The following is a 26,270-nucleotide window of genomic DNA, read 5'->3' as shown; positions in this document are numbered from 1 at the left end:
CCTCCATCGAACCTGCCCCGCCCGCGGAGACGGACGTGGACGAATCTGTCCCGCTTACGGCATAATCACCGGCACCACAGAGCTACGCGCTCAACGGTTTACACCACTCCACGGGGCTCTATCCGGGTGGACCTCACCGGCCGGTTCCACGGTGTGATGCAGTACGACGCCGAAGGCGAGGTGCGTGGCCGGGTCGCCCGGGTGCAGGTCGTCACCGAACGGTTCGGGCTCACCGCGGGCCGCGGATGGTCGCTCGTGCCGGGGCATCGGCGGTTGCGGGACGTCGACGCCGCGCCGCGGTTCTTCGACCGGGACGCCCTGCATGCGGCGGACGGCGGGGAGATCGGCATCGAGGTCGGCGCACTGATCGACCTCGATCTCGACAACGTTCCGGAACCGCCCCTACGGCCGAGTCTTGTTCCCGGCGCCGTGTCGGCGGCTGCCGGCCTGTTGTGGGTGATCGACCGCGATCTTCCGCTGCTGGTGAGCATCGACGACGACCGTGTCGTGACCGAGTACGTCCTGCCCGGAACGATCGGGGTGTCGCGGCGGATCTGGGCCACCCCGACGGGCTGCTGGATCGACGGCACGGACGGCCTGTTCCGGGTCGACACCGGTGGCGCCCCGCGCCGTGTCGGCGACGACGGCGGTGCTGCCGAAGCCCTGCTCGGCGAGGCGATCCTCGTCTGTCGGTCCGACGGCACCTGGATGCTGCATTCCCCCGACGGCGGTGCCACCGCGATCGAGGCACCGACCGGGTACGTCGCCACGCTCGCCCCGGACCGCGACACGGCCGTCGTGCTCCTTCGGACCGATGACGGCACGATGCAGCTCACGCGGGTCACCGCGGACGGTTCGATCACTGTCGGGCCGCTGCTGCCGCGCACACATCGTGCGTCGCGTCCGGCGCTTGCAGGAACGCCGCTGCGCCTGTTCCTCGGGGACCAGGCGGGAACCGTCGAGGACGATCTCACCCTCCGGCCGTCGAAAGCCCTGCCGGGGCACCTGCTGTCCGTGGGCCCGGTCGGGCCTCACGTGTGGTGCACCGGACATCCACCGGACGGCACCGGCCGCGCGGGCTGGTGGCCGCTGCCCGGGCCGGTCGACTACGACCGGACCCGCCAGTTCTGGCTGTTCACCGTCCTCGACGGTCGCACCCTCGAATCTGACTGCAGCACACCGATCTTCACAACACATCCGAGTGTGACCGTCGACGATCGGGGCACGGTCTGGGTGGTTGCCGACGGCGTGCAGTCCATCCCGAGCACCCCGATGCAGTGGCCCGGAACGCTCGACGTCGCGGCCCTGCTGGACGATGCCCGCACTACCCGCCCAGGTGCTGCCGCACGATAGGCCCGATCTCGGCGACGGCGTCGGGTGCGGTGAGGCGGTTGTGGGGGCGGTCGACCGGATACGCCTGGATGTCACCGGAAATGTAGGCACGCCAGGGGTTGTCGCCGTCCGTGTCCTCCGCCGCGATGTAGACCAGGTTGCCGTCGAACACGGTCGGGCGGTAGCGGTTCGCCAGGGCGATCGTGTGCAGGTAGTCGTCGTAGATGCGCTGGACGTCGGTGTCGGTGAGGGTCGGGTACGCGTCGGCGGTGCCGACGAATTCGTCCTCGAGCATCGCGCGGGTCGGGGTGGGGGCGTCGGCGGGGACGGAATCGGCGGTCTGGGTGTCGAGCATGATCAGCGCGGCGACGTCCTCGCCGAGAGTCCGCAACCGGACCGCCATCGCGTGGGCGATCGCGCCGCCCACCGAATAGCCGAGCAGCCGGTACGGGCCGTGCGGCGCCGGCCCGCGGATCAGGTCGACGTAGCGGGCGGCGAGATCCTCGAGCGTGTCCGACGGGTCGCTGCCGTCGACCAGTCCGGGCGAGCTGATCCCGTACACCGGGCAGCCGTCCGGCACGTACGGCAGCAGACCGGTGTAGCACCAGGGCAGCCCGATCGCCGGATGCACACAGAACAGGGGCACACCGTCCCCGGGACGCATCCGCACCAGCAGATCCGGCCCGGACTCGGACCTGGAATCGGACGAGAGTCGGGCGGCGATCGCGGCCGCGGTGGGATCGCTCATCACCCACTGCATCGGCAGGGCCCGGCCCAGCCGGGACTGCACCTCGGCGACCACCCGGACCGCGCTGAGCGAGTTGCCGCCGAGTTCGAAGAAGCTGTCGTCGAGGCCGACCCGCTGCACACCGAGGACGTCGGCGAACACGTCGACCAGGACCCGTTCGGTGTCGGTGCGGGGCGGCCGGTAGTCGACCGTCGGGAACGCCGGGGCCGGGAGGGCGGCCCGGTCGAGTTTGCCGTTCGCGGTGAGCGGCACGTCGTCGACGATCGTGATCGCCGACGGCACCATGTATGCCGGGAGTCGGGTGGCCGCGAACTTGCGGAGGGCGGCCGCGTCGATCACGTGATCCGGTACGAGTCGCACGTACGACACCAGGACCGTTTCGCCGTGGCCGGCGTCGTGGCCGAGGGACACCGCGAAGTCGATGTCGGGGTGCGCGGCGAGGGCGGCGTCGACGTCCCCGGTCTCGATACGCAGGCCCCGGATCTTGATCTGGAAGTCGGTGCGGCCCACGTACTGCAAACCCTGATTCCCGGTGCGCCGCACCAGGTCCCCGGTCCGGTACATGCGGGATCCGGGCGCACCGAACGGGTCGGCGACGAACCGCTCCGATGTCAGTGCGGGCCGGCCGCGGTAGCCGCGGGCCAGGCACGGCCCGAACAGGTACAGTTCCCCCTCGCCGCCGTCCGGGACCGGCCGCATCCAGCCGTCGAGGACGACGGCTCCGACACCGGACCGGGCGACCGGGGTGCCCATCGTGATCGGGTCCCCGACCGACAGGGTGCCGCTGGTGGTGACGCAGACGGTGCATTCGGTGGGGCCGTACGCGTTGAGCAGCCGGACGTGGCCGGCCCAGGCGTCGACCAGTTCGGTGCCGAGCATCTCGCCGCCCACCTCGGCGACCTGCACGTCGGGGAGCACGGTCGGGTCGAGGGTGCCGCACACCGCCGGGGTGACGAGCAGGTGGGTGACGTGCTCGTCGCGGGCGAACCGTTCCAGTTCCGCGCCGGCGTAGACGTCCGGCGGTGCCACCACCAGCGTCGCGCCGGCCGCGAACGTGAGCGTCAACTCCAGGATCGAGACGTCGAAACTCGGTGAGCACACGTGCAGGACCCGCGAGTCCGGGGTCATGTCCTGGTAGGCGACCTGCGCGGACGCCAACAGTGGCAGCCCGGTGTGGGTGACGGTGACGCCCTTCGGTGTGCCCGTCGACCCGGACGTGTACAGCAGGTAGGCAGGGTCGTCGGGGCGGATCGGGTGGGTCCGGTCGGCGTCCCGGAGCGGCTCGGCCGGGTACCGGTCGAGGTCGATCGTGTCGACGGGCAGCCAGTCGAGGGTGTCGGGCAGATCGTGGCGGTCCCCCGCGGTCAGCCCCACCGACGCCCCGCAGTCCGCCAGCATGTAGTCGATCCGGCCGCGCGGCAGGGTCGGCTCGATCGGGACGGGCGCCGCCCCGGATTTCGCGACCGCCCACGTGGCGGTCACCGAGTCCGCCGAGCGTGGGATCGCGACCGGCACGAAGTCCTCCGGTCCGATACCGCGGGCGACGAGGGCCCGGGCCAGGCGGGTGGAGTCCTCGTCGAGGCGCCGGTAGGTGATGTCGCGACCCTGCCAGCGCAGCGCGATCGCGTCGGGGTCGCGGGTCACCGCGGTGGTGAGGACGTCCGCCCACGTCCGGGCCGGGATCGGGTGGGCGTCGGCGACGTCGACCAGTGCCGCACGGCGGCCGGCGCCGAGGACGTCGATGCGGCCGACGAGGGTGCCGGGATGCTCGGCGATCGCGGTGACGATCCGGGCGAGGCGACCGGCGGCGTCGGCGGCCGTCGCCGGGTCGATCGCGTCCGGCGAGTAGCGGACGAGCAGGTGCAGGCCCGGGTCCTCGATGCCCATGAGCGACAGCGGATAGTGCGTCGAGTCGTTGCCGACGACACCGGTGACCTGCAGGCCGGTGCGGTCGACGAGCCGGGCCGCCGCGGTCACGTCCTGCGGATACGACTCGAGCACCATCGCGGTGTCGAACAGGCCCGCGAACCCGGACGCCTGCTGTATCGCGGTGAGCCCCAGGTGTTCGTGCGGCATGAGGGCCGCCCGCTCGGACTGCAGGCGCGCCAGCAGATCCGCGATCCGTTCGGCCGGGTCGAGTCGGACCCGGACCGGGATCGTGTTGATGAACAGCCCCACCATCGCCCCGACCCCCTCGACGGCGGGCGGGCGACCGGAGATCGTGGTGCCGAACACGATGTCGGAGGTGGACGTCCACTGCCCCAACAGGATTCCCCACGCCGCCTGCAGCACGGTGTTGAGGGTGACACCGGCCGCGACGGCGGTGCGGGTGAGCGCGTCGGTGACGGCCGCAGCGAGCGGAACCGGTTCGCTCGCGGTCGCCGACAGATGTCGTCCGGCGGTGTGCGGGGCCACCAGGGTGGGCCCCGGTAGTCCGGACAGTGCTGCCGCCCAGGCCTGTTCGGCGGCGGCCGTGTCGCGGCGGGTGAGCCACGACAGGTAGTCCCGGTAGGCGGGAACGGGGCGGTCGAGGGGTACGCCGCCGGTGACGTACAGGTCGAACAGGTCCGCGATCAGCAGCGGCATCGACCAGCCGTCGAGGACGATGTGGTGGTTGCCGATCGCCAGCCGGTAGCAACCGTCGCCGCGGTCGACGAGCAGGAACCGGATCAGCGGTGGGGTCCGTAGGTCGAAGTGCCGCACCCGGTCCGCGGCCAGGACGGCGTCGGCCTCCGCGTCGGTGTCGACGGCCGTGACCGTCCATTCGGCGTCGACGTGGCCGAGGACGAGGTGTGCGATCGTGCCGTCGTCCCGGTTGTCGAACACGGTGCGTAGGCTCGCGTGCCGGTCCACGAGGGCCTGGGCGGCGGCCCGCGCCCGGTCGACGTCGAGCGGTCCGGACAGGTCGAGCACCAGCTGCACGTGGTAGGCGTCGACATCATTGTCGCCCGCGAGCAGGGCGTGGAACAGCAGCCCCTCCTGCAGTGGGGTCGGCGGCCACACGTCGACCAGGTCCGGGTGGGCCGCCTGCCATCGGTCGAGTTCGGTACCGGTGACGGCCACCAGATCCAGGTCCGACGGGGTGAGCCGTCCGCCGGGGGCGCGGGCCAGTTCGGTGACCGCGTCGCGCCAGCGGGCGGCATACCCTGCCGCGGCGGAGTCGGCGAGAACACCGGGTGTGTACCGGATTTCGGCACGCAGCTGCGGTCCGTCGGCGGTGTCGACGAGGTATGCGTCGACGGCGAGGGGGGTCGTGGTCGGTCCGCGGCTCGCGGCGGTGGTGAGGGCGTCGGGGCCGTCGGCGTCGAGCGCCCAGCCGCCGGCCCGGTCCGCGGTGAGCCGGCCCAGATAGTTGACGGCGAGCTGCGGCTCCGGCAGGTCGTCGAATGCGGCTCCGGTGTCCGGGTTGAGGTACCGCAGCAACCCGTAGCCGATACCGTGGTCGGGGACGGCCCGCGACTGCCGGGCGACGGCGGCCAGCGCGTCGGCGGTGTCGGTGGTACCGGTCAGGTCGATCCGCACCGGGAACAGCGACGTGAACCAGCCGACGGTGCGGGACAGGTCCGCTCCGGGCACGATCTGTTCCTCGCGGCCGTGGCCCTCGGCGGCGACGACGGCGCAGCGGCCGCCGGTCCAGCGGTCCCAGCCGAGCAGGGCCAGTACCGTCGCGGCCAGCACTGCGTCGGCGACGGTGGTGCGGCGCGGCCGTCCGAGGAGCGCGCGGGTGACGTCGCACGGGATCCGCACCGGCAGGTGCTCGGCGACCGCGTCCGGTGGGTGGGGTCGGTCGGCGACGATCCGGCCGGCGGGGGCGAGGACGGCTGTCCAGTAGTCGAGTTCGGCTTCCCGGTCGGGATCGTGGGCGAGCCGGTGCAGTTCCCGCGCCCACGTCCGCATCGACGTGCCCACGGGCGCCGTCGGCGTCTGCGCGCACGCCGCGACCAGGTCGGCGAGCAGGATCCGCCACGACACCCCGTCGACGACGAGATGGTGGATCGCGACGGCGAGACGTCCGGGCCGGTCGGGGCCGGCGTCGCACCACGCCGCCTGCACCATGATCCCTGCCGCCGGGTCGAGCCGGGTCACGGCGGACGCCCGCTCCCCGGCGGCGACGTCCGCGACGGCGGCGTCGTCGGGCAGTCGGGTGCAGTCCACCCGGCGCAGGCACGCGGCGGCGTCCACGCATCCGGGTTCGCCGACCACCAGGTGCCCGCCGGCACGGGTGGCGCGCAGCATGTCGTGCCGGTCGAGGACCGTCTGCAGACCGGCGGTCAACACGTCGCCGGTGATCCCGGCGGGCACGGTAACGGTGATCGACTGCGCGAACCGATCCCCCGCTCCGGGTCGTCCGGCGAGCCACGAGGCGAGCGGGGTGGGCTCGACCGGCCCGACACCCGAGTCGGCCGCCGTGACGGCGTCGGATCCGGTGGCGACCTCCGCGAGCCGGGCGACGGTGGGGTGTTCGAACACGTCCTGCGGGGTGAAGCAGATCCCGGCCGCCCGCGCCCGGGACACCAGGGTGATGACGGTGATCGAGTCGCCGCCGAGGGTGAAGAAGGAAGTGTCGGCGGCCACCGCGGGGACACCGAGTACGGCGGCGAACAGGTCGGCCAGCCGCTGTTCCCGCACCCCGGACGGATCCCGGCCGTGGGCCGCGAACACCGTGAAATCGGGGTCCGGCAGCGCCGTCCGATCCACCTTGCCGTTGACGGTGACCGGCAGATCGCCCAGGACGACGACCGCGGCGGGCACCATGTACGACGGCAGCGTCCGCTCGACGTCGTCGCGGATCGTGACCGGGTCGAGGCCCCGCCCGGTCTCCGGCACCACGTAGCCGATCAGCCGGTCGTCGCCTCCGTCGCCGCGGCGGGACACGACGACCGCGCGGCCGACACCGTCGCAGCGCAGCAGCGCCGACTCCACCTCCCCCAGTTCGACGCGGAAACCGCGGACCTGCACCTGGAAGTCGCTGCGGCCCAGATACTCCAGCACGTACCCGCGGCCGTACACGGTCCGACGTCCCAGGTCGCCGGTGCGGTAGCGGCGGTGCCCGTCGGGGGCGGCCACGAACCGGGACGCCGTCAGCGACGGCCGGCCCCGGTAGCCGCGGGCGATCGCGGCCCCGGAGAGGTAGAGCTCACCGACGACGCCGAGCGGAACCGGATGCAGGCGGCCGTCGAGGATCTCGACCCGCACCCCCGGTATCGGTGTGCCGATGACTGCCGGCGGCAGGTCGGCGAGCGTGCCGCGGTCGAGTCCGGCGAAGGTGTCGACGACGGCGGCCTCGGTGACCCCGTACATCTCGGTGACCGGCGCCGCGTCCGGGTCGGCGTCGTACCAGCGGGCCACCGCCTCGAGCGCGAGCTCCTCTCCGCCGACGAGGACGTGCCGCAGGGCGAGGCCGCGTCCGGCCGCGTGATCGACGAGCTGGTAGAAGGCGGCCGGGGTCTGGTTGAGGACCGTCACCTGTTCACGGGCCAGCAGGTCGACGAGATCGTCGGGGGCGCGGGCGGTCTCCGGGGGGATCAGGACCAGCGCGGCACCCGTGGACAGCGGCCCCCACATCTCCCACACCGACACGTCGAACGCGATCGAATGGAACGCCGCCCACACGTCGGTGTCGTCGAACCCGAAACCGGTGCGCGCGTATGCGAGTAGACCCGTGACGGCGCGGTGCGTCACCTGCACGCCCTTCGGTCGCCCGGTCGACCCGGACGTGTAGATCACGTAGGCGACGTCGTCGGGGGCCGGTGGGACCGGTGGCGTATCGCCGGTAGCCGACGTATCCGTGAGGTCGGCGGCGGTGAGCACGCACACCGGGTCCGCGTCGGCGAGGACGACGTCGAGACGCTCCCGCGGAGTCGTGGCGTCGATCGGCAGGTAGGCGGCGCCGGCGAGTGTCACGGCCACGATCGCGACGATCGCGTCCACCGACCGTGGCAGGACGAGCGCGACGACGCAGCCCGGCCCGATACCGCGGTCGGCGAGACGGCCCGCGAGGCGGCGGGCACGGGCGTCGAGGTCGGTGTAGGTGAGCCGGGTGCGGCCGTCGACGACCGCGATCGCGTCCGGGTGCGCGGCCACCGTCGCGGTGAACGCCTCCGCGAGTGTGGTGCCGGGTCCGGGGGCCGGGGTGTCGGCGGCGAGCGCGGCCCGGTCGGTGGCGGTGAGCAGGTCGATGTCGCCGACCGGCCGGTGCGGGTCGGCGGCGGCCGCGGTGAGGATGCGGCGCAGTCGTTCCGCGAGAGCGTCGGCGGTGGCCGCATCCCACAGGTCGGTGGCGTAGCCGAGGGAGAACGTCATCCCGTTGGGCTCGCCTGTGTCCGTGCGGGTTTCCGACACGCTCAACTGCAGATCGAACTTGGCGACGTCGGGGTCGGCGTCCAGGGGTTGCACGTCGAGGCCCGGTAGCCGCAGGTAGCCGCTCATGTCGGTGCGGTACTCGATCAGCACCTGGAACAGCGGCGCGTACGACGTCGACCGGGCGGGCGACAGTTCGTCGACCAACCGTTCGAACGGCAGGTCGGTGTGCGCGAACGCCGACAGGTCGGTGTCCCGGACGGCGGTGAGCAGATCGGCGAACGACGCCCCGGCATCGACCGGGGTACGCAGCACGAGGGTGCCGACGAACATACCGACCATGTCGTCGAGTCCGGCCTCGCCGCGACCGGAGACGGGGGTGCCGATCACCACGTCACCGCTGCCGGACAGCCGTGCGACCAGCACCGCGAGGGCGGTGTGCGCGAGCATGAACATCGTGGCGTCGGCGCTGTGGGCGAGTCCGGTCAGCCGGGTGTGGGTGTCGGCGTCGAGACCGAATCCGGTGGCGGCGCCGCGCAGCGACGCCCGGGCCGGGCGGGGACGATCGGTGGGCAGTGCGACGACGTCGGGGAGGCCGGCGAGCGTGGTCCGCCAGTAGTCGAGTTGCCGCCGGTACAGCGACTCCGGATCGTCGGGGTCGCCGAGCAGGTCCCGCTGCCACAACGCGAAGTCGGCGTACTCGAGAGCCTGTGGATCCCAGCCGGGGTCCCGGCCACGGCGCCGGGATTCGTAGGCACGCATCACGTCCCGCGTGAGGGTGCGCATCGAGAAACCGTCGGCGGTGATGTGGTGGGCGACGACGGCCAGGACGTGGTCGGTGCTCGACAGCCGCAGCAGCCGCGACCGCACCGGCACCGCGTCGGCGACATCGAATCCGGTGGCGGTGAGGTCGTGCAGGTGCGTGGGCAGGTCGGCGGCGAGGACTGCCCGCAGTTCGGTCGCGGGCGCCGCGTCCGGGTCGAGGATCTCCTGGACCGGGACACCGTCGCGGACCGGGTAGCGGGTGCGGAGGGTGGCGTGCCGGGCGACGACGTCGCCGACCGCGGCGATCAGTGCGGCCTCGTCGAGGCTGCCGCGCAGCCGGACCGCCATCACGATGTGGTAGGTGGGTGAGGCGGTGTCGAGCTGGTTGATCGACCACATCCGCAGCTGCGCCGACGACAACGGGATCGCGGCGGGCCGTTCGTAGCGGCGCAGCACCGGGCGCCGACTGCCGGTCCCTGTGTCCCGGCGCACCCGGGCGACGAGCCCTCGGACGGTGGGGGCGTCGAAGATCGCGCGCACGTCCAGGTTCGTGTCGAGGGCCGCGCTCACCCGGCGCACGAGCCGGGTCGCGGTGAGCGAGTTGCCGCCGAGATCGAAGAAGTTGTCGCCGGGGCCGACCCGGTCGATACCGAGGACCGCCCGCACTTGGTCGGCGACGATCGCCTCGATCGGGGTGAACGCGGCGGCACCCGCTGCGGCGGCGGGAAAGTCGGGGGCCGGGAGGGCGCGGCGGTCGAGTTTGCCGGCCGGGGTGAGCGGCACCTGCCCGATCGGGACGATCAGTGTGGGCACCATGTGCGACGGCAGCCGCCGCGCGACGTGGTCGATCAGGTCGGCCGGGGCGACGGCCGGTTCGTCGCCGGAGCGGACGTACGAGACGAGGACCGTCGCCCCGGACGGGGCCGCGACCGCGACGGTGGCCGCGAACTCGACGGCCGGATGGTCGGCGAGGACGGCGTCGACCTCCCCGAGTTCGACCCGGATGCCACGGATCTTCACCTGGAAGTCGCTGCGCCCCAGGTATTCGAGGGTGAGATCGTCACGCCACCGGACGATGTCGCCGGTCCGGTACAGCCGGTCGCCGGGCAGTGTGCCCTCGTCCGCGTCGGTGGGCCGGTCGGTGGCGGCGACGAACGGGCTCGCGACGAACCGGGCGGCCGTCAGCCCCGGCCGGCGGTGGTAGCCGCGGGCGATCGCCGGACCGCCGAGGTACAGCTCGCCGGGGGTGCCGACCGGGACCGGCTGCAGGCGGCCGTCGAGGACGAGTTCGACGAAGCCGAGCGTCGGGCCGCCGATGGTGACCGGTTCCCCCGGGTCGAGGGGGCCGGCGAGGTTCGACATGATGGTCGACTCGGTGGGCCCGTACGCGTTGAACATCCGACGTCCGGGCGCCCAGGCCTGCACGGTCTCCGGCGGGCACACCTCGCCGGCGACGGTGAGGGACCGGAGGGTTCCGAGATCGTCGGGGTCCATGGTGGCGACGACACCGGGGGTGAAGAACGCGTGCGTCTCCGACTGTCGGGCGACGACGTCGGCGAGGGCGTCGCCGGCGATGACCTGCGGGGGCGCGATCATCAGGTGCGCGCCGGACCCGAACGCCATGAGTTGCTCGAACACCGACGCGTCGAAGCTCGGGGACGCGAACTGGGAGACCCGGGACTCGGAGGTGACGGCGAGGCTCTCCCGTTCGGCGGCCACGAGATTCGCCAGCCCCCGGTGGGTGAGGACGACACCCTTCGGGACGCCCGTCGACCCGGACGTGTAGATCAGGTAGGCGGGGTTGTCGATGCGCAGTGCCGCGGTGCGGTCGGTGTCGGTGACCGGACCGGACCGGTAGCCGGCGATCGCGTCGGACCAGGATTCTGTGTCGACGTCGATCCAGGACAGCGTGCGCGACAACCGGTCCCGCCACCGCGACACGGTCAACCCGATCCGGGCCCCGGAGTCGGCGAGCATGTGCTCGATGCGGGCGGCCGGGTATGTCGGGTCGACGGGCACGAACGCTGCCCCGGTCTTCGCGACCGCCCACACCGTCTCGACGAACTCGACGGACCGGGTCATCGCGAGCGCGACGACCGTCTCGGGGCCGACACCGGCGGCGGCGAGGAATCGGGCCGCCCGGCTCGAGCGGGTGTCGAGGTCCCGGTAGCCGACGGTGCGGTCACCGCACGACAGTGCGGGGGCGTCCGGGTCGAGACGTGCCGCGCCGGTGAGGATGTCGGGCAGGAGCCGGGGGGTGCGGCCGGGCCGGCCGTGGACCGGGGCCAGGCGGGCGTACTCGCGTTCCGACAGCAACCGCAGGCTCGCGAGGGTGCGGTCGGGGTGGGTCGCGATCGCCTGCAGGACCCGTTCGAGACGGTCGGCGACAGCGTCCACGTCCCGCACGTCGAACAGTTCCGGCGCGTAGTCGATGCGGATCTCGAGCCCGCCGTCGACGGTGGCACCGAGCGCGAACGGGTAGTGCGTCGCATCGCGGACGGTGACGTCGGCGACGCGCATGCCCGCGATGTCGGTGTCGGCGGTGAGGCCGCCGCGGTCCACCGGGTAGGACTCGAACACCGTGACCGTGTCGAACAGGGCGGCGGCGCCGACGGCGTGTTCGATGTCGGCGAGGCCGACGTGTTCGTGGCCGAGCAGAGCGGTGTGGTCGGCGTGGCAGCGGTCCAGCAACTCCCCCAACGTCTCCGCCGGATGCAGCGTGACCCGGATCGGGATCGTGTTGATGAACAGCCCGATCATCGATTCGATGCCGTCGATCTCCGGTGGCCGCCCGGACACGATCGCCCCGAACACCACATCACCCCGGCCGGTCCACGCGCCCAGCACGATCGCCCACGCCACCCGCACGATCTCCGCGAGCGTCACACCACGGTCGTGGGCGACGGCCTCGAGCCGGCCGGTGTCGGCCTCGGTGAGCAGCAGATGCTCCGGTCGGGGCACGGTCGGGAGCGGCCGGCCGCGGGCGGGCGGGCCGAGCAGGGTGGGTCCGTCGACGCCGGCGAGCGCCTCCCGCCAGTAGGTGAGCGACGCCTCCCGGTCCACGCCGGCCAGCCACGCCAGGTAGCGGGAGAACGACGGGGATTCCGGAAGGCCTCGGGGGTCGTCGGCCGTGTAGAGCGCGAGGAGCTCACGCACCAGCAGCGGCACCGACCAGCCGTCGAGCAGGATGTGGTGGTAGGTGAGGACGAGCCGGTGCCGGTCGACCCCGGTGCACATCAGCAGGCCGCGGACGAGCGGCGGGGCCGCCATGTCGAATCGGCGGGCGCGGTCGGCGCGCAGGACCCGATCGACGGCGTCCGGGTCGGGCAGGTCGGCGACCGCCCACGGCAGGTCGACGCCGGCCGAGATCGGTTGCAGCGGTTCCCCGTCCGGGTCGGTCGTGAACGCGGCCCGCAGGATGTCGTGCCGGTCGACGAGCGCCTGGACGGCATGCCGCATCCGGTCGGCGTCCACCCGCCCGTGCAGGTCGACGATCGTCTGCACCAGGTACGGGTCGGTGTCGTCGCCGGCGGCGGCGAGTTCGGTCTGGAACAGCAGTCCGGCCTGCAGCGGGGTGGCCGGCCACACGTCGACGAGCCGCGGGTACGTCGCGGACAGGACGTCGAGGTTCACCTGGTCGAGGTGGACGAGCGGCACATCGGACGGGGTGAGCCCGCCCGCGCCGTCGGCGGCCGCGGCGGCGAGGTCCCGGCACGCCTGCTGCCACCGGGCCGCGAGATCCTCGACGTCGGGGGCATCGAGCAGCCGGGTCGGGTAGGTGACGGTCATCCGCAGCATCGGGCCGGCCGCAGCATCGACGGGGTCGACGGTGAGGAGGTTGACGTCGAGGACCGCCGGCACCGGCATCGCCGGGTCGACGATCTCGCCGAGGTCACCGAGGTCGTCGACGGGCTGCCAGTCGCCGGCGCCGCCCGCGTGTCCGACCGTCATCCGGCCCAGATAGTTGACACTGACCTGTGGTTCGGGGAGCCCGGCCAGCGGATCGTCGGCGCGCAGATACCGCAGCGTCCCGTAGCCGATGCCGTGGTCGGGGGCGCCGCGCACCTGTTCCTTGACGCGCTGCAGGGCACCGGCGGTGTCGCCGGCGTCGAGCCCGGTCAGGTCCAGGTGGACGGGACGGGTGGTGGTGAACCAGCCGACGGTCCGGGACAGGTCCGCACCCGGCACCACCTGCTCCTCCCGGCCGTGCCCCTCGAGCAGGATCGTCCGCGCCGGCGGTCCGTGCCGCCGCCATCTCGTGAGGGCCAGGGCCAGCGCGGTGACGACGGCGTCGTCGACGGTGCCGTGGACACTGTCCGGGACGGTGGTGGACAGCGCGGCGGTGACGTCGGGCGGCAGGTCGATCGTGGTCGTGGCGGCGGTGGCGGCGGTGTCGCGGGCGGGATCGAGGGGCGCGACGGTCAGCGGCGGATCGGGGGCCGCGAGTTCGGTGCGCCAGAAGACGGCGTCGTCGTCGCGGTCACCGGCGACCGCCCAGTCGGTGAGCGCGTGCGACCACGTCCGCATCGACGTCCCGACCGGCGGCAGCTGCGGGATGCCGCCGGCGCGGGCCTGCTGCCACGCGGACGCCAGGTCCGGCAGCAGGATCCGCCACGACACCCCGTCCACGACGAGGTGGTGGATCACCAGCAACAGCCGGCCGGGCGTGCCGGGGGGTCCGGGGCACCACGTGGCCGCGACCATGCGGCCGGTCTCGGGGTCGAGGCGGGCGGCGGCGGCCGCGCGGGCGGCGGCGAGGTCCGAGCCGTCGTACCGGCGGACCACGTCGGCGGCAGTGACCGCGCCCGGCGGCGGCACGTCGAAGGTGGCGGTGTCGCAGCGGAATCGGGCCCGGAGCAGGTCGTGCCGGTCGAGGACGGCCTGGATCGCCGCATCCAGGTCGGCGGCGGTGAGGTCGGCGGGCACCGACACACACACCGACTGCGCCAGCCGACGCCAGCCGGCGCCCCGGGCGAGGAGCCACCGCACGATCGGGGTGGGTACGACGTCGCCGACCCCGCCGCCGGGCAGTTCCGGCAGGCCCGGCGTCTCCCCCGCCGCGGTGGCGACGGCGGCGAGTCCGGCGACGGTGAGCCGGTCGAACACGTCGTGCGGGGTGAACACCACCCCGGCCTCGCGGGCGCGGGACACCAGTTGGATCGCCATGATCGAGTCGCCGCCGAGCGCGAAGAACGACTCGTCGGCGGACACCGCGTCCACCCCGAGGAGCTGTCCGAACAGGCCTGCGACGGTCTCCTCGACGGGCCCGGTCGGGGCGCGACCGGGTGCGGTGGCCCCGGCGTCGGGGTCGGGCAGCGCTCTCCGATCCACCTTGCCGTTGGCGGTCAGCGGCAGCTGTTCGAGAACGACGACGGCCGCCGGGACCATGTACGACGGCAGCGCCGCACCGACCTCGTCGCGCACCGAGCGGGGGTCGAGGACCGCACCCGGATCGGGCACCACGTAGCCGACGAGTCGCACCGGGCCGGCCCCGTCCCGGTGACCGGCGACGACCGCACGGGCGACCCCGGGGCATGCGGCGAGCGCCGCCTCGACCTCGCCGGGCTCGACCCGGAACCCTCGCACCTGCACCTGGAAGTCACTGCGGCCCAGGAACGTCAGGACGCCGTCCCCGTCGGCGCGGGCGAGGTCACCGGTCCGGTAGAGGCGGGCGCCGTCACCGGCGAACGGGTCCGCGACGAACCGGCCCGCGGTGAGACCCGGCCGGCCGCCGTAGCCGCGGGCCACCTGGTCGCCGCCCGCATAGATTTCGCCGACCACCCCGGACGGGACGGGACGCAGCCGACGGTCCAGCAGATACAGGCGCACCCCGGGCAGCCCGCGGCCGACGAGGTTGCCCGGTGCGGCGGCGGTGCGGGTGTCGAGGACCGCACCGGTGAGGAACACCGCGGTCTCGGTGATGCCGTACACACTGATCAGGGCGGAGCCGTCGCCGACACGGCGGCCCAGCCACGGCAGCGTCCGGGACTGGTCGAGATCGTCGCCGCCGACACAGATCCGTCGCAGCCCGGTCAGGGTGCGGCCGGTGACGCGCTCCGCATCGGCCAGGTTGAGGAACGCGGCCGGCGTCTGCCCCAGGACCGTCACGTGTTCGCGGGCCAGCAGGTCGGCGAACGCCTCCGGGGCGCGGGCGGTGTCCCGGTCGACGACGACGAGGGTGCCGCCGGAGGTGAGGGCACCCCAGATCTCCCACACCGAGAAGTCGAACGCGAACGAGTGGAACAGCGTCCACACGCCGCCGTCGGGGGTGTCGAATGCCGCTGCGGCGTGTGCGAGCAGTGCGGTGGCACCGCGATGCGTCATCTGCACGCCCTTCGGCCGGCCCGTCGACCCGGACGTGTAGATCGTGTAGGCGAGGTGGTCGGGCCGCAGCGGGCCGCCGCGTTCGCGGTCGGCGACGGGATCGGACGGCAGTTCCGGGTCGGCGTGGGTGTCGTCGGTGACGACGAACCGGGTGTGCGCGTCACCCAGGATGTAGTCGCGGCGGGCGGCGGGAGTACCGGCGTCGACCGGCACGTAGGCGCCGCCGGCCGTGAGCACCCCGAGCAGCGCCACGATCTGGTCGATACCGCGGTCCACGAGCACCCCGACCGGGATGCCGGGGCCGACGCCGCGAGCGAGGAGATGCCGGGCCAGACGGTTCGCCCGGGCGACGAGCGACCGGTAGCTGATCGAGTGCGGACCCGCGACGACCGCGACCCGGCCGGGAGTCGCGGCGGCCCGGGCGGCGACGAGATCCGGGAGGGTGCGCTCGGGTGGCCGGGCACCGGTGTCCGGCCACGACGCGACGACGACCGGACGGTCGTCGAACGGCAGATCGCCGACGGGATCGTCGGGGCCGGCGGTGAGCAGACCACCCAGCAGCCGGGTGAGCCGTTCGTGATGGGTGCGCAGGGCCGCGTCGTCGTAGAGCTGCGGATTCGCCTTGAGGTCCAGGCGGATCGGGCCGGTCGGACCGTACCGGTAGACGTTGACGAGCAGGTCGTCGATCGGACCGGACGACAACACGTCCAGGGTCGTCTCGGTGTCCCCGAGTCGCAGTTCGGTGGGGAACAGCATGAGGTTGAGCAGCGGCCCGGTGAAACCTCGACCGGATCCGTGGTCGCCGCGTTCCTGTCGCAACTCCTCGTGCCGGAACCGTTGGTGCCGCAGCGCCCCGGACAGGGTCCGGCCCACGTCGGCGATCAGGTCCCCGACGGTGGTGCGGCTGCCCAGGGTGACGCGGAGGGGGACGACGTTCGCGAGGGTGCCGCCCGAGCGGCGCAACACCACCGTCGTGCGCGACGACACCGGCAGGCTCACGACCACGTCGTCGACGCCGGTGTGCCGGGCGGTGTAGGCGGCGACGGCCGACGCGATCAGGACCGCGATGCTCACCCCGTAACGGTCCTGGGCGTTCCCGAGTGCGACCGCGATACCCGGATCGAGGTCGCCACCGAGGTCGCGGCCGAGGGCATGGGCGGGTGCGGACGTCTCGGAGAGGCTGCACCGCTGCGGCATCCCCGACGCCTGTGCCAGCCAGTAGTCGCGGTCGGCGTCGTGCCGGGCCGACGCCAGATAGGACGTTTCGGCGGCGTGGACGACGTCGAGTCCGGACGCCGGGTTCGGTGGCGGTTCACGGCCCGCTGCGGCCGCATTGTACAGGTCGGCGGCGCGGTACAGCATCGATGCGGCCCCGACGCCGTCGAGCGCGATGTGGTGGATGCGGGTGTACCAGTACCAGCGCCGGTCGGCCAGACGGAGCAGCACGGAGACGGCGAACCGGTCCCGGAACGGGTCGAGTGGTGCCTCCACGTCGCGCCGCATCCAGGCCAGGGCCGACGCCGCCGGGTCGGGTTCCCCGCGCAGGTCGACGAGGCGGGTACTGACGTCCAGGCGTGGGTCGAGGATCTGCTCGGGCACCCGACCGGACCCGGAATCGGTGTGTACCAGACGAATCAGACCGGATTCGAGTTCGCGGGCGGCTCGCGACATGGCCTCCGAGAGACGGTCCGGGTCGAAAGATCCCGCGATGTCACGGATGTCCGTGTACAGCGCCTCCGACAGTGGGACGGTCGGGTCGAGTTGCTGCGCGAGCCACTGCCCCCGCTGCGCCGGGGAGAGCGGGAACGGTGCCGAATGCCCGTCCGGCGGATCGTGCAGTGCGGGCAGAGAGGATCCGGCGTCCGTGATGCCGGGCGCCGCATCGGCTCGGAACGGTAGATCCATGAGCATGAAACGCGGCAGGACGTCGGGGACGTCTCACATGGCTGGAATCTGGTCGACAGTAGTCATCGATTCCACGATACGACCGGTGCTCGGTTCGGTGCGAGTGACGATTTCGTGTCGGTCAGTCGGGGATCACCGGATCGTCACCACTGTGGACCGGCGACGAGCAGGAACACCAGGCCCGCGATCACACCGAACGTGCCGGCCAAAATCCCGAACAGCGCTTCGAGGGACGACTGCTCGTCGTCCACGGCAGCCTCGGACCGGGACGCGACGACACCCGCACCGATCGCGGCGACACCGAGCACGATGCCGAACCCGAATGTCCAGAAAGTGACGATCGACAGCGCACCGAGCGCGATCGAGGTGTCACTGCCGGAGCGATGCAGCCAGTCGACCAGACGTGAGACGGGCCGTGGGCGGTCCGGGCGGGGATCGGGTTCCGAAGTGGGGCGGTGTGCGACAACGGACATGGTGGAGCTCTCTTCGACGCGCCCTTGTGGGGCAGCTGAACAAACGTTGGTGCGGTTCCGAAGTCTACCGACGCGGCGCAGGCCCGCCAACCGTCGACGGCAATGTTCGCCCACGGCAGAGCAGAAGCGAAACCGCTTGGGGCGCAGCACTCACAGACGGGTCGGCAGGCCGACGTCACGGAGGGACAGGACGTCGGTGACACCACGAAGGGCGTCGACGACACACGGTGCCGGAGTTGCGAACAGTGTCGGATAGTCGACCTCACCGCGTGCCGGGTCGACCGGCCACGCCAACCGTTCCGCGCCGGACGAGAACTGCGCGTCCACACCAGGCTTGTTGCCCCGCGGATCCTGCCGATGCCACTCGCCGTCCACATGGACGGCGACGAGTCCGTGCAGGACGTGACCGTCGCCGTGCGCGAGCCGTTGATAACACAGGCCGGTCGGCACCCCCTCGGCCCGCAGCAGCGCCGCCAACAGGTGCGATTTCGCGTAGCACAGGCCCACCCGATGCTCGAGTACCTCACCGGCGGTCAGCGTCACCCGCGGATCCTGCACGTCGTACGAATGGCCCACCTCGTCGCGCACCCATTCGAAGGCGGCTTCCGCGAACGACACGTCGTCATCGGACTCCTGCCGCAGCGACCGTGCCAACGCCCGGACGTTCCGATCGTCGACGTCGACGACCTCGTCGCCGGCCAGGAAATCGGACGAAAGTGCCTCGTCGAACATCATTTTCACCTTCCCGAAAAGTCCCGTAGCCGGTAATTACGTAGCACGGAACCCTGCTTCGGGACCAGCGATTTCCGACGCATCGACTCCTGGATCAGACCGTCCCGATGCCGCACTGCTGCGCCACGCGTGTACGGGTGAGCGAGTCGAGGACGGTCGATCGCACGAACAGAAATCTCGGGTCAACCGGCGGACTTCCAGCGCAGTCGGCCGTCGCTGCCGAGGCCGCACACCATCGCGGTGCCCTTGGTGGTGACGCCGGTGGCGCCGGCCAGGTCGCAGTAGGAGCCGGGATGCACGGTGGCGCCGGACGGCTTCTGTGGCGCAACGGGCGGGGTATGAGCGGGAGGGGTGTAGGCGGGGGGAGTCGGAGGCGGCGTGTAGGCCGGTTGCTGCTGGGTCTGCGGTCGCCACGGCGCACCGCACAGTTCGTCGCCGCGAGAGCCCATGGTTTCCCGCCAGCCGGGGTCGCTACACGAGTACTCGAGAGACCGCGCTGTGGTGAGCGGCGGAGTCGTGGTGGTGTACGTCGTGGTGGCCTGTGTCGTGGGCGGCACGGTGGTCGTCGTGGTCGGCGCCGGTGTGGTGGTCCGCGTGGTCGTCGTGGTGCGCGTAGTCGTCGTCGCCTGCACCGTTGTCGTCGTGGTGGTGGGTGCGGGCGGGGCGGGTTCGCCGCTGCCGGTGGCCGCACCGATCGCTCCGATACCGACGAATGCGGCCGTGACACCACCGGCGATCCACGGCCACTTCCGCTTCCGCGCGGGAGCACCACCGGCGGCGCCGACGGTGGGAATGACCTGCGTTTCCGCTTCGCTGTCGCGAGGCCGCGTGTTCCCGGTCCACTGGGTGCCGTCCCAGTACCGTTCGATCGCCGGGTCGTAGGGGTCGGGATGCCAACCGGCAGGTGGGTTCATCGCGGTGTCCGTTCCGTGTGCGCCGATCCGGTCGGCCAGGAGGTGACGTAGTCGTTGTACTGCGGGCAGTAGGCGGACACGGCGGCGCCGACGAAATCCTGCGCCTGCGTGCGTGTCAGGCCTCCGGTCGTCGCGAAGACGTCCGTGATCGTCCGGAGTTCGGACGCCGGGTCGGAGTGGACCGAATCGCAGACCACGCCGGCCGACCAGATCGCGTCGGCCACAGTGCCGTAGTCGATGCCGTGGTCGTCGAGAGATCGGATGAATACCGCATCCGCACCCGAGCCCTGGCTGTCGCTCTCGACCGTGCTACTCGGCGCGACAGACGTCGGCGGCGACGCCTCCGCGCCCCGGTCGGCGACATACACGATCCCGCCGACCACGACGGCGGCGACCAGAACAACGGCAACCACGACAACGGCCACCAGACCGCGGCCCGCACGGACCATGCCACACCTCACGACAACCACTACCGAACCCGGACGGCAGGCGCCGACCTGGTCGACCACTGCCCTGCCGCACATCCATCGGCAGGTCAGCGGCCGACGTTACGGGTGCAGTCGGCGCACCGCCACCTCCCGCCCGGCACCACTGGCCCCGACGCGGGAGGTTGCTGCACCGAACACCGAGAGGACTTCGCAGCAACCGCCCGCGGCTCAGCGTCGCGCCGCGCCGATCTCCACCACCTGCGCCCAGTCCGGTGGCCGGTCCGGGACGTAGTCGTCGTCCGGCCAGGCGTTCGGACGTACCCGCGGGAACAGGCCGACCACGGTCCGGCACACCGGTCGGTCGCTCGGCCAGGGGGTCTGCCCGTCGGTGAGGACGACGACCACGTCCGGGCGGCTGCGCAGTGCTGTCGCGAATCCGGTGCGCAGATCCGTGCCTCCGCCCCCGAACAGCGGAATGTCCTCGGCCCGGCACAGCGGGTGCACGATCCGGGTCGCCGCGTCACACGACAACACCGTGACCAGGTCGCGGCGCCCACCGACGGCCCGCGTGATGGCAGCCACCTCGAGCAGTGCGCTGCCCAGGTCCGCGTCGCTGACCGACCCCGACGTGTCGACGACGACGCTGACCCGGGGCGGGGTGCGCCGCAGACTCGGCAGGACCGCACCGGGCACGGCGGCGGAGCGTCGCGCCGGACGCCGGTAGGTGTAGTCGTCGCCGACGCCGGACGCGGAGGTGGCCGCGCGGATCGCCGCACCCAGCAGGGCCCGCCACGGTTGGGTCGGGTGCAGGGCCTCCTCCGCCCACCGCCGCCATCCGCGGGGCGCCTGCCCGGGCCGGCCGACGATATTGTGCGCCACCCGGTATCGGACGGCGTCGCGTTGCTGATCGGTGAGGCCGTCGGCCCCGTCCGGACCCAGTTCCCACTCGCGGTGCAACCCGTCGGCGCCACTGCCGCAGTCGAGCCACGCCGACCCGTCGGTGCCGGGGCCGAGGCCGAACTCGCGCAGGTAGTCCTCCATGAGTCGGCCGCCGGGCAGTCCCAGGGTCGACGGCAGCACGGCGTCGGCGGGTACCGGTAGTCCGTCGCCGAACGCGTCGTCGTTGATCTCCGCATCGGCGGCGAGGTTCATCCGCAGCCGCTCCGCGGGGCCGGTCAGGTCGTGGGCGCGGGCGTAGCGGTCACTGCGGCCGTGATGGTCGCGCAGCAGATGGGACACCCCGTGGACCAGGTGGGAGGCCAACTCCTCCACCGGCCGCTGGGCGACGAAGGCCGGCGAGACGTAGCAACGCCAGTACCGGTCCACGCCCACCGTCGGGACCCGGGGCGCCGCGACGATGTGCAGCGTGTAGAGGGCGGTCGCCAGGTAGGGCCGGGCGCGGACGGCATGGAGGCGGGCGGCGTAGATCTTGTCGACGTCGAGCGTCGCCCCCTCCACGACGGTCGTCATCGTCCGGCCCGCGCTGCGGTGCGGTCGGCGGCCCGGTCCGCCTCCCGGGACACCGACACGACGCCGGCGAGCGAGTCGATCGCCGGGGGCACCTCCCAGTCGTCCCGGCGCAAGGTCGCCAGGGTGGTGGCCGGGACGACCACGAGGTCCGGCGGTCCGGTGTGCACCGCGGTGACCAGGAGCGTCCACGCCGCGTCCCAGCGGGACTTCTCCGGCCGACGGCGGACGGCGGCGACCACCGCGTCGAGCACGGCCTGACGCAGATCCCCGCGATCGGGCAGGACGGCGGCGGCCGGATCGGCGAGCAGCGTCTCCGGATCCGGAAGGTCCATGCGGTCCATCGCCGCCAGGAGTTCGAACCCGGCACCGTCCCCGACGCTGCCCCGCACCAGCAGGGACAGCACGTCCACCGACGACGACGCGGCGGTCGCGAACGCGATCAGCCGCACGGTCATCTCCCAGCTCCGCGGCGACGGCCACGCCCCGCCGCGGCGGGTCTGGCTCCCGGGGAGCTGGTGCACCAGCGCGGGACGCGCGGCGAGGAGTTCGCAGACCGCGCGGCGAGCGAACGTCACCGCGTCGGAGAACTTTTCCGGGTCGAGGCCGGGCAGGGTCGCGCGCGGCCAGGTGCCGCCGAGACCTCGAACGACGACGTCGTGGTCGTGGGTCCACTGCAGGTGCACGAAACGGTTCGCCAACGGCGGGCTCAGTTCCCAGCCGTCCGCCGCCGAGGACGGCGGATTGGCGGCGGCCACGATCCGGACACCGGACGGCAGTTGCAGCGCCCCGATGCGTCGTTCCAGGACCAGACGCAGCAGGGCCGCCTGCACGGCGGGCGGCACCGTCGACAGTTCGTCCAGGAACAGCAGTCCCCGCCCGGCCTGCACGAGCCGGACGGCCCAGTCGGGTGGGGCCATCGGGACACCGTGTGTCGCCGGGTCGTCCCCGAGGACCGGCAGGCCCGAGAAGTCCGACGGCTCGTGGACGCTCGCGATGACGGTGGTCAGCGGCAGGTCCAGGGTCTCGGCGAGCTGCGTCAGGGCGGCGGTCTTACCGATCCCCGGTTCACCCCACAGCAGGACCGGCAGGTCGGCCGCCACCGCCAGGGTGAGGGCCTCGAGTTGGTCGTCGGGGCGCGGTTCGGTGGTGACGGTGTCGAGCATCGCCGACAGTGCTGCGGCACTGTCGAGTTCGAGTGATCGGTGCGGAAGGAGTGTGGAAGTCATGTGCATCACCTGTGGTGGCGAGAGGTGGCGCAGGCTGCGGCCGTCCGGCCGCGCTGCGGGACAGTGGGTGTCGCGGGGTCGGTCAGCGGGAGAGGGTGCGACGCGACCGTCGGGGGCGCCGAGGTCGCGACGCGGGCGGCGGCTCCGACGGGGCGGAACGGAACCGGTCGTACGTGCTGCGACGGTCCGCGGCCGCCCGGAGTTCGTCGAGCAGTGGGCCGTCCCGGAGGACGGCGTCGTGGCCGAGGAGTCCTTCGACGACGGCCATCGCCCCGACGGTGTCCCCGTGGTCCAGCCGTTCCCGGACACCGAGCAGACAGTCCGGCCGGCGATGGGCCTGGTCGACGGCCTGCAGGCACGGCATCGGGGTGCCGCCCAGCGCGACGAGCAGTTCCTCGCGCCTGATCTCGGCCGGGTCGTGATCGAGTGCGGTCAGCACGCCGTCGACCAGTCCGATCCGGTGCCGCCCGCCGCGGCAGTCCACCAGACGGATCCGGTTCTCCCCGTCAGGCTTCCGGGGGTGCACCGACGGTGACCAGCCCGGTTCCAGGGCGGCGGCGACCAGCGGGTGCAGCCGATCGACGGTGAGCGCCCCCGACCGGAGCAACTCCAGGTCGGGCAGCACCCAGGTCGCCGCGTCGGGCAGCACCGGGAGCGCGGCGCGTCGGCCGCGCGGGTAGTCGTCGACGAACCGCAGTGCGGCAGGATCGGCGCTGTCGGTGACCCGCTCCACCACCAGGTCGTACCGACTCCCGCATCGCACCCGCACGAGGCCGTCGGGCGCCTCGTCCGCATCGAGCAGGATGTGAGCCTCGGCCGCCCACCGGTCGACGGCGCAGCCCTCCGGCACCGCCTCGACCAGGGCCGAAGACTCCGGTAATCGTCCTGTCCCGCAACGTCTTCGCAGATCACCGGACGCACGGGCGTCCCACAGGTGCCGGTGGAGGTCGAGCCGGTACCGCCGGCTGGGGCGGGGATGCGGGTGGGTGTGGCGTGTGGACTCCGTACCGTCCCACAGGGTCAGCACGATCCGCTGGCCCGCGTCCGCCCAGGTCGGCGCGGTGCGGGCCACCAGATGTATCAAATCTCTTCCACCGCACCGTTTTCGGTGACCCGGCGGACCGTATCGGGCCAGCGCGACGGTCAGTCCGGGGCGCAGCAACCCGTCGGGGGCCACCCGCGGCAGGTGCCAGCGCAGCAGGTCGGGCGCCAGGTGCCGTAGGTCGGCCAGGAGTTGCTGCGCGACGTCGCCGCCGTATCGGCGAGTCACTGCCGGCAGGTCGATGTCGGGGTCGAAACCGGCTGCGGCACAGGCCCCGAGCCAGTCGCCTGCCAGGCGCCGCTCGGTTGCGGTTTCGATCATGGAGGGCGGCACGGCGAACTCGCGCACGCGCAGCCAGAAGGACAGTCGGGGATCGGTCCCGTTCACGGTCGGAGGGTGCATCAGCACTCACCGCAAGTGAACTGGGCCCCCAATCTTGGATCGGAGAAGGTCGTCACCTCGGTAAGGCTAGCGCGGCGCGGCGATTCCGGCCAGTACGACATGATGTCGGAGTGATCGCGGAGGGCGCCCGACCGGCACGGCGCCCTCCGCGATCTGTGGCGCTGGCCGGGTCTCTGCCGCCGAAAGGAGTAAACGGCTCTCCGACCATGCCCTCCACTACGACCGCAGAGCGGAGAGTTTGACGCCGGTGGATCATGATCACCGTAGCCCCGCGTCGACGACCTCGGGACGAGATCGGTGAACACTCACCCGGCAACACAAGGACCGTCGCCGGTCGCATATGTAGACTCACCGGCAAGGTAGCCCCGCGCCCGACGGCGTCGCCCGTCGGTTCCCCGACTGCGTGGGGTTCGACAATGATTGCCGCGCCGGCACATCGCACACTCACCGTGTTCGTTCCCGAATGGGTCGTCGCCGACGGATCCGTAACTCGTCCCGTACCCGGAGAACTGCTCGACACCGTTCTGTCGTTCCAGTCGGCCGACGCCCCCGACTCCCTGCCTGCACAGACATTCGTAGCGTTGGTCCGCCCCGCATACGGACGCACACCAGTCGATCGGCCGGGGCGCGGCCTGCACTGGTTGCTGGAGTTGTACGGGGACGGTTGGATCGCGACCTGGTGGTCGGATCGGCCGCGCGCCGGCCGGGTCGAACTGCACGGAACACTCGTTGCAAACCTTCCGACGGGTGCCGACAGCCCCATGCCTGTTCGAGGTCGCATACGGCAGGTGCAATCCGGACCTGGATCCGGAACCTTGGTCGATCTGGACCTCGACGACGTCCCCCCCTCGGAACCGGAGTTCGTGGCGGGTGCGGTGTCGGCTCACGGCACCGAGATGTGGGTGATGCACCGCTCCGATCCTGTTCTGTTGCACATCGATACGGCCTCCACTCCGCCGCGTGTCACCGAGTACCTGCTGCCGATGACGATCGAGTCGCCTCTCCCCGATTGGCTCCGCTTTCCTCACGCCGACGCCTCCGGATGCTGGATCACCTCCCGCTACGACGTGTTCCACTGCGACCGGACCGGCCCGGATTCGTTGACCGTCGAACGGGTGTGCACCACCGGCGGCCGGGGCGTCGTCGACGATCCCGCCACGGTCACCCACCTGCGAGCGCCGGCACATCGCCCATCCTTCGACCGCCGCATCTACGATGCGCTCCGGTCGATCGACCTCGACGCACGCACCCGCGGCACGGTCCGCCGGGTGCGGCCCGACCGGTGCCGGGACCCGGCGAGTACCGGACTCGGCCCGTACCCCTACGCGCCGCTTCGGCACTCATGACGACCCTGTGGATGATCGAGGATCTCGAGCCGTTCCCCGACCGACCCGAGGGGGTGTTCACCTATGGCGGTGTGGGCCGGGCTGCACAGACTCTGCCGGAACTGACCCGCTGGTTCACGATCCTCGCAGCCCGTCAGATCCACCGCTCGTACTGCTCCACAGGCATCAACTTCGGAAATAGCTCACGCCGTAGGTCCCTGATCAGTGAGGCGTAGTCGGGTCGGGCCTTGACCCTGGTTCGTGGACACGCTGAATCCAGCATCTGCTGGGGAAGCGAGATGATCTTCAGTCATGGCACGCAAGAACTACTCGGAAGAGTTCCGACGCCAGGCGGTCGACCTGTACGAGTCCACACCCGGCGCGACGATCCGAGGCATCTCCGCCGATCTCGGGGTCGTGCGCGAGACCCTGAAGCACTGGATCGACCAGTACGGCACCGGCAGCAGAACCCACCTCGACGGCACCCGGATCCCCACCTCGGCGCGACCGGAAACCTCGAAGTCCGGCCCTGACAGCGCCCCGGAGACCGTGGAAGAGCGACTCGCCCGACTCGAAGCCGAGAACGCGCGTTTGCGGGCGGAGACGACCAAGCTCACCACCGAACGCGAGATCCTCCGTAAGGCGGCCAAATATTTCGCCGGGGAGACGAACTGGTGAGCCGCTTCCAGTTCGTCGCCGACCACTGCGACACCTACGAGGTGAAGCGGCTCTGTGAGCTCGTCGAGATCACCCGGTCCTCCTGAGGTTCCCCCCGAACAGCGGACAAGGGGCTAAGCAGCTTCGACGTGATCCATCGCAGCCAGTGACATCTCGTACTCGTCGGGACTGAGCATCCCAATCGACGAGTGACGCCGCCTACTGTT

Annotated in this window: 11 protein-coding genes and 4 pseudogenes; 5 read left to right on the top strand and 10 right to left on the bottom strand. The window is 72.1% G+C overall.

Annotated elements, in window-relative coordinates; genetic code table 11:
• Window positions 1–126 precede the first annotated feature (126 nt).
• Complete coding sequence (locus tag E0497_RS19370) at window positions 127–1,353, top strand: hypothetical protein (RefSeq protein WP_241665983.1); 1,227 nt, start codon at window positions 127–129, stop codon at window positions 1,351–1,353.
• On the opposite strand, the gene E0497_RS19365 is transcribed toward E0497_RS19370, so the two are convergent.
• From E0497_RS19365 to E0497_RS19330, 10 genes and pseudogenes are all read right to left on the bottom strand, one after another.
• Window positions 1,325–12,733 carry an amino acid adenylation domain-containing protein gene (locus E0497_RS19365; protein WP_421958365.1) on the bottom strand — a complete coding sequence of 3,803 codons (11,409 nt, stop codon included), beginning with the start codon at window positions 12,731–12,733 and terminating at the stop codon, window positions 1,325–1,327. The genes E0497_RS19370 and E0497_RS19365 overlap by 29 nt on opposite strands.
• A 42-nt stretch (window positions 12,734–12,775) precedes the next feature.
• Window positions 12,776–14,071, bottom strand: a pseudogene (locus E0497_RS21130) (condensation domain-containing protein); the annotation flags it as partial.
• A 156-nt stretch (window positions 14,072–14,227) separates the two neighbouring features.
• Window positions 14,228–17,374: pseudogene (locus E0497_RS21125) on the bottom strand (amino acid adenylation domain-containing protein); the annotation flags it as partial.
• A 143-nt stretch (window positions 17,375–17,517) separates the two neighbouring features.
• Complete coding sequence (locus tag E0497_RS19360) at window positions 17,518–17,847, bottom strand: hypothetical protein (protein ID WP_137726430.1); 330 nt, start codon at window positions 17,845–17,847, stop codon at window positions 17,518–17,520.
• Window positions 17,848–17,997: 150 nt separating this feature from the next.
• Window positions 17,998–18,579 carry a transglutaminase-like domain-containing protein gene (locus tag E0497_RS19355; RefSeq protein WP_137726433.1) on the bottom strand — a complete coding sequence of 194 codons (582 nt, stop codon included), beginning with the start codon at window positions 18,577–18,579 and terminating at the stop codon, window positions 17,998–18,000.
• A 182-nt stretch (window positions 18,580–18,761) separates the two neighbouring features.
• Window positions 18,762–19,493: a DUF2510 domain-containing protein gene (locus E0497_RS20915; protein ID WP_241665982.1), complete on the bottom strand. Its 732-nt coding sequence runs from the start codon at window positions 19,491–19,493 to the stop codon at window positions 18,762–18,764.
• Window positions 19,490–19,942, bottom strand: coding sequence for a DUF732 domain-containing protein (locus tag E0497_RS19345; RefSeq protein WP_161987457.1), 453 nt, complete (start codon window positions 19,940–19,942; stop codon window positions 19,490–19,492). Before E0497_RS19345 ends, E0497_RS20915 begins: the two co-directional genes overlap by 4 nt.
• A 207-nt stretch (window positions 19,943–20,149) precedes the next feature.
• Window positions 20,150–21,391 carry a vWA domain-containing protein gene (locus E0497_RS19340; RefSeq protein WP_137726428.1) on the bottom strand — a complete coding sequence of 414 codons (1,242 nt, stop codon included), beginning with the start codon at window positions 21,389–21,391 and terminating at the stop codon, window positions 20,150–20,152.
• Window positions 21,388–22,623, bottom strand: a complete 1,236-nt coding sequence (locus E0497_RS19335) for an AAA family ATPase (RefSeq protein ID WP_137726432.1) — start codon at window positions 22,621–22,623, stop codon at window positions 21,388–21,390. The genes E0497_RS19340 and E0497_RS19335 overlap by 4 nt, the downstream gene beginning before the upstream one ends.
• Window positions 22,624–22,699: 76 nt before the next feature.
• On the bottom strand, window positions 22,700–24,067 hold the full coding sequence (locus E0497_RS19330; protein WP_137726427.1) for a hypothetical protein: 1,368 nt from the start codon (window positions 24,065–24,067) through the stop codon (window positions 22,700–22,702).
• A gap of 809 nt (window positions 24,068–24,876) precedes the next feature.
• Between E0497_RS19330 and E0497_RS19325 the strand changes: the two genes are divergently transcribed.
• From E0497_RS19325 to E0497_RS21115, 4 genes and pseudogenes are all read left to right on the top strand, one after another.
• On the top strand, window positions 24,877–25,407 hold the full coding sequence (locus tag E0497_RS19325; RefSeq protein WP_137726426.1) for a hypothetical protein: 531 nt from the start codon (window positions 24,877–24,879) through the stop codon (window positions 25,405–25,407).
• Entirely contained in the window at window positions 25,404–25,622 is a 219-nt protein-coding gene (locus E0497_RS20475) for a hypothetical protein (protein ID WP_161987456.1), read from the top strand. The genes E0497_RS19325 and E0497_RS20475 overlap by 4 nt, the downstream gene beginning before the upstream one ends.
• Window positions 25,623–25,698: 76 nt before the next feature.
• Window positions 25,699–25,929: pseudogene (locus E0497_RS21120) on the top strand (transposase); the annotation flags it as partial.
• An 18-nt stretch (window positions 25,930–25,947) separates the two neighbouring features.
• Window positions 25,948–26,147 (top strand): annotated as a pseudogene (locus E0497_RS21115) (IS3-like element ISTesp3 family transposase); the annotation flags it as partial.
• Window positions 26,148–26,270: the final 123 nt, after the last annotated feature.

It is taken from the genome of Prescottella subtropica, assembly GCF_005434945.1.
In the GTDB taxonomy this organism is placed as follows: Bacteria; Actinomycetota; Actinomycetes; order Mycobacteriales; family Mycobacteriaceae; genus Prescottella; species Prescottella subtropica.
Note: the sequence above shows the minus strand (reverse complement) of the source record. Positions and strands in the feature narration are given on the sequence as shown.